We start from the raw sequence: 5,324 nt of genomic DNA, 5'->3' as shown, positions 1-5,324 counted from the left end.
ACTCTTCCTGTTGCTACTGTTCCTCTTCCTGTGATTGAGAAGATGTCTTCTATTGGCATTAGGAATGGGTGTTCTGTGTCTCTTGCTGGTGTTGGAATGTATGCGTCTACTTCTTCCATTAGTTTTGCTACTTTATCTCCCCATTCTCCGTCTGGATCTTCTAGGGCTTTTAGTGCTGATCCTACTACGATTGGTGTGTTGTCTCCGTCAAAGTCATATTCTGAAAGTAGGTCTCTTACTTCCATTTCTACTAATTCGATTAGTTCTGGGTCATCTACTTGGTCTTCTTTGTTTAGGAATACTACAATCTTTGGTACACCAACTTGACGAGCTAGTAGAATGTGTTCTCTTGTTTGTGGCATTGGTCCGTCTGCTGCTGATACTACTAGGATAGCACCGTCCATTTGTGCTGCTCCTGTGATCATGTTCTTTACATAGTCAGCGTGTCCTGGGCAGTCTACGTGAGCGTAGTGTCTGTTTGGTGTTTCGTATTCTACGTGAGATGTTGAAATTGTGATTCCTCTTTCTCTTTCTTCTGGTGCCTTATCAATGTGTGCGTAGTCTACGAATTCTCCGCCGCCGTATCTCTTGTTCATTACAAGTGTGATTGCTGCTGTAAGAGTTGTCTTACCGTGGTCAACGTGACCGATTGTTCCAATGTTTACGTGTGGTTTATTTCTTTCAAATTTTGCTTTAGCCATTATTAATCCTCCTAATTATTAGTTTTTCTTTTTATCTCCAACTACTTCTTCAGCTATTGATGCAGGTACTTCTTCGTAGTGATCAAATTGCATTGAGTAGTTAGCTCTTCCTTGTGTGTTTGAACGAAGGCTAGTTGCGTAACCAAACATTTCTGCTAGTGGTACATAAGCTGTAACGATTTGAGCTCCAGCTACAAGTTCCATGCCTTCCATTCTTCCTCTTCTTGAGTTGATGTCTCCGATTACATCTCCCATGTATTCTTCAGGAGTTGTAACTTCAACCTTCATCATAGGTTCAAGAAGTACTGGGTCTGCCTTTGCAAGGGCATCTCTAACTGCCATAGAACCGGCAATCTTAAATGCCATTTCAGAAGAGTCGACTTCGTGATAAGATCCATCATAAAGAGTTACCTTAACATCAAGTACTTCGTATCCACCGATAATACCTGATTGAAGTGCTTCTTCAATACCTTGTTGAGTTGGTCCAATAAATTCCTTAGGAATAGCACCACCAACAATGCCGTTTTCAAATACAAAGCCTTCACCTGGTTTATTAGGTTCAATTCTAATCTTAGCGTGACCATATTGTCCACGACCACCTGATTGACGAGCATATTTAGCTTCGCCTTCAGCTGCCTTCTTAATACCTTCTCTATAAGAAACTTGAGGGTTACCAATGTTTGCCTCAACCTTAAATTCTCTTAAAAGTCTATCAACAATTATGTCAAGGTGAAGTTCACCCATTCCTGCGATAATTGTTTGACCAGTTTCATCATCAGTATATGTTCTGAAAGTTGGATCTTCTTCAGCAAGTTTTGCTAAGGCAAGAGCCATCTTATCTTGAGAAGCCTTTGTCTTTGGTTCAATAGCTACAGAGATAACTGGTTCTGGGAATTCCATGTTTTCAAGAATTACTTGATTCTTTTCATCACAAAGAGTATCACCAGTAGTAGTGTCTTTAAGACCTACAGCTGCAGCGATTTCTCCTGCATGGATTTCTTCGATTTCTTGTCTCTTGTTGGCGTGCATTTGAAGAATTCTTCCGATTCTTTCTCTCTTGCCCTTAGTTGAGTTCATTACATAAGAACCAGCTTGAAGAACTCCAGAGTAAACTCTAAAGTATGCAAGTTTACCAACATATGGGTCAGTTACAATTTTAAATGCAAGTGCTGAGAAAGGTTCATCGTCTGAAGAGTGTCTTTGAACTTCATTTCCATCTAAGTCAACACCATCAATTGAAGGTACATCAAGTGGTGATGGAAGGTAGTCGATTATAGCATCAAGAAGAAGTTGAACACCCTTGTTCTTGTAAGAAGAACCACAAGATACTGGAGTGATTTCTACTGCAAGAGTACCCTTTCTTATTGCTTTTTTAAGAAGTTCCTTGTCGATTTCTTCTCCTTCAAGATAAGCCATCATTAAATCTTCATCAAATTCAGAAGCTTTTTCAATTAATTTATCTCTATATTCATTTGCCTTGTCTAAATATTCTTCAGGAACATCTGTAATTTCGATTTCCTTACCAAGTTCATCCTTGTAAATTTCTGCCTTCATTTCAACAAGGTCAATCATTCCAATGAAAGTATCTTCTGCTCCCATTGGGATTTGAATTGGAATTGGGTTACCATGTAATTTCTTGTCAATAGTGTCAACTGATCTAAAGAAATCAGCACCAGTAACGTCCATCTTGTTAATATGAGCAATTCTTGGAACATGATACTTGTCTGCTTGTCTCCAAACAGTTTCAGATTGAGGTTCTACACCACTTTTTGCATCAAAAAGTGCAACAGCACCATCAAGTACTCTTAGAGATCTTTCAACTTCAACTGTAAAGTCAACGTGTCCCGGAGTATCGATAATGTTAAGTCTGTAGCCCTTCCAGTGTGCAGTAGTAGCTGCAGAAGTAATTGTGATACCTCTTTCTTGTTCTTGTTCCATCCAGTCCATTTGTGCTGCACCTTCGTGAGTTTCACCGATTTTGTGAATCTTACCAGCGTAGAAAAGAATACGTTCAGTAGTAGTAGTCTTTCCAGCATCAATATGGGCCATAATACCAATATTTCTATATTTTTCTAATGGTATTTCGCGAGCCATAAATTCCTCCCCTTATTACCATCTATAGTGAGCAAAGGCCTTGTTAGCTTCTGCTGTTCTATGCATTTCATCTTTTCTCTTAACGCTTCCGCCTAGTCCGTTAGATGCATCAAGGATTTCTTTTGCAAGTCTTTCGTGCATTGTCTTTTCGCCTCTAGCTCTTGCATATCTAACTAACCATCTAAGTCCTAGTGTTTGGCGTCTTTCCGGTCTAACTTCCATTGGAACTTGGTAAGTAGCACCGCCTATTCTTCTTCCCTTTACTTCAAGTACAGGCATTACATTATTAAGTGCCTTGTAAAATACTTCAAGTGCGTCTTCTCCAGTTTGTTCTGCAATTGTTTCAAGTGCTCCATAAACAATTCTTTGAGCAGTACCTTTTTTACCGTCAAGCATAACATTGTTTATAAGCTTAGTGATAACTACATCACTGTACATTGGATCAGCCATAACTTCACGTTTTTGGATATGTCCTTTTCTTGGCATAACTTCCCTCCTTAACTATTTTTCAGTCGATTCATTGGTACTCAGGTTGAGCCCGTAAGCCAAAAATCTATAAATTTTCGTAAAAAATTCTATTAATTTTTAGGTTTCTTAGTACCATATTTAGATCTAGATTGCTTTCTATCAGTTACTCCAGCTGTATCAAGAGTACCTCTTACAATATGGTATCTAACACCTGGTAAATCCTTAACTCTTCCACCACGGATTAAAACAACACTGTGTTCTTGTAGGTTGTGTCCGATTCCTGGAATGTAAGCCATAACTTCGTATCCATTTGTCAAACGAACTCTGGCAACTTTTCTAAGAGCTGAATTCGGTTTCTTAGGTGTTACTGTTCTTACTGCAACACATACTCCTCTTTTTTGTGGAGAATTAACTTCAGTTTCAACTTTTTTAAGTGTGTCATAGTTTACATCAAGAGCTGGTGATTTAGATTTACTGTGAATTTTCTTTCTACCATTTCTTACTAATTGGTTAATTGTAGGCATTAATTGCACCTCCTGTTTTAATAATAGTATTGGACATTTCAAAGACTACCCAGTCTTAGGTAGTCTTTCCGTCTCAAATACTCATCAATTTTATCATTAGATAATCATTAAGTCAATAAAAAATATGAGAAATTAGCGAATTCATCATATTTTTTAAAATTATTTTTATTTTTTTGAAATTTTTACTAAAAATTACATTAATCTGTCGAGATAAAAATCAAATCTATTGATGTTTATAATGTTATAGATTGTAAATCCTGTAAAAATTATAATAAATAAAATTTGCAGAGTAATAAAAACTTTTCTGTAAGAGTCCTTTTCCACAAAAATTTTAGATAGTGATTTTTTTGATAAATAGTAGCTAAGCCATAATATAACTAACACAAAGCATGACAAAACTATTAAAAATTCGTTTTTTGCGAAGTAATTGATTTTATGACCATCTTCAAGTGTCATAAAAAATATTAGTTGATATATTATAAGAGTAGCCTGAGCAATAATTGTCGTTATTTTATAAAGTCTTGGATCGTCTTTGTACTTATTTTTCAAAATATCTTCTGTGTAAGTTCTGTAAACAAAATATGCCACAAGGCCAAAAATTGCAAAATAGATATATAGCTTTTTTTGACTAAAAACAATGCCAATCCAAAAAGACACCATAGTAAAAGCATATATATAGTTTTCCACTATAGTGCTACTTTCAGTTTCTATTCCTCTTTTTTCTTTATATCTATAAGTTAATGGAATTATTGAAGATATAAGTATGGCTGGTATAAAAAATAATAAAATTAATGATTCCATGATTCCTCTCCTGATATTTCTTGATAATTTTCTCTTTCTAAATAAAAATCAAAACGACTTATATTTTTTATGTTGTAAGCACTTCCTAAAGCCAATATTAAAAGCAAGATAATCTCTGAAATAATAAAAGCTCTTCTCCAAACATCTCTTTCAAATAAAATACTTTTTAAAACTCTCAGGTCTAAAATTATTTTAATGTAGGTTAAAAAAAGAGTTGAAATTATTAAAATTTTTCGAAAGTCACTTTTATTGTATCCAAAAATAATATCCCCATTTTTTAATTTTAAAAAGCTAAGGCTTGCTATTAATATAAAAGATATGGAAATAAATAAAACCCTCCACTTAGGCTCATTTTTATTTTCCAATAACTTCTTTCCCCTTTTGCTCTCTGTGTAAAGTTTATAAATAACCCAAATCACAAAATAAACAAAGGCGCTGACAAGAATTGTAAGCCCAAGATTTTGACAAACTTTAAAATAATATTCTAAGATTAAAAAATTTGTTATTAGGAAGGAATATATTATGTCATTCTCAGAATCTTTTTCTTCTTTCTTATTTTCTCTTATGTAATCAAAAGTGACTAAGGCTGATGTAAAAATTGCCACTAAAACATATAGAGTTAAGTCACTCATTAATTCACCTCAAAATCTTTTATTAATGATGAATTGCAAATAAAAGTGCGACACCTAAATTAAACTAAGTTCATGTAAAAATAATTCAAATGGAGTTTGATAAT

At 34.8% G+C, this 5,324-nt stretch carries 6 protein-coding genes; all 6 read right to left on the bottom strand.

Annotated features, from left to right (window positions below):
- The coding region (locus WMO19_RS09435; protein ID WP_349171600.1) for a GTP-binding protein at nt 1–701 on the bottom strand (701 nt) is incomplete at its 3' end.
- Nucleotides 702–719: 18 nt separating this feature from the next.
- Complete coding sequence (gene fusA / locus WMO19_RS09430; RefSeq protein WP_349171599.1) at nt 720–2,795, bottom strand: elongation factor G; 2,076 nt, start codon at nt 2,793–2,795, stop codon at nt 720–722.
- Nucleotides 2,796–2,810: 15 nt separating this feature from the next.
- On the bottom strand, nt 2,811–3,281 hold the full coding sequence (gene rpsG / locus WMO19_RS09425) for a 30S ribosomal protein S7 (protein WP_019124175.1): 471 nt from the start codon (nt 3,279–3,281) through the stop codon (nt 2,811–2,813).
- Between the two features lie 92 nt (nt 3,282–3,373).
- Entirely contained in the window at nt 3,374–3,787 is a 414-nt protein-coding gene (gene rpsL, locus WMO19_RS09420) for a 30S ribosomal protein S12 (RefSeq protein WP_019124174.1), read from the bottom strand.
- 192 nt (nt 3,788–3,979) lie between these two features.
- Nucleotides 3,980–4,588: a hypothetical protein gene (locus WMO19_RS09415; RefSeq protein ID WP_349171597.1), complete on the bottom strand. Its 609-nt coding sequence runs from the start codon at nt 4,586–4,588 to the stop codon at nt 3,980–3,982.
- Nucleotides 4,576–5,220 (bottom strand): hypothetical protein, encoded by a 645-nt coding sequence (locus WMO19_RS09410; protein ID WP_349171595.1) that lies wholly within the window; start codon nt 5,218–5,220, stop codon nt 4,576–4,578. Before WMO19_RS09410 ends, WMO19_RS09415 begins: the two co-directional genes overlap by 13 nt.
- Nucleotides 5,221–5,324 lie beyond the last annotated feature (104 nt).

Source organism: Peptoniphilus hominis (ex Hitch et al. 2025) (genome assembly GCF_040096015.1).
In the GTDB taxonomy this organism is placed as follows: domain Bacteria; phylum Bacillota; class Clostridia; order Tissierellales; family Peptoniphilaceae; genus Peptoniphilus_A; species Peptoniphilus_A hominis.
Note: the sequence above shows the minus strand (reverse complement) of the source record. Positions and strands in the feature narration are given on the sequence as shown.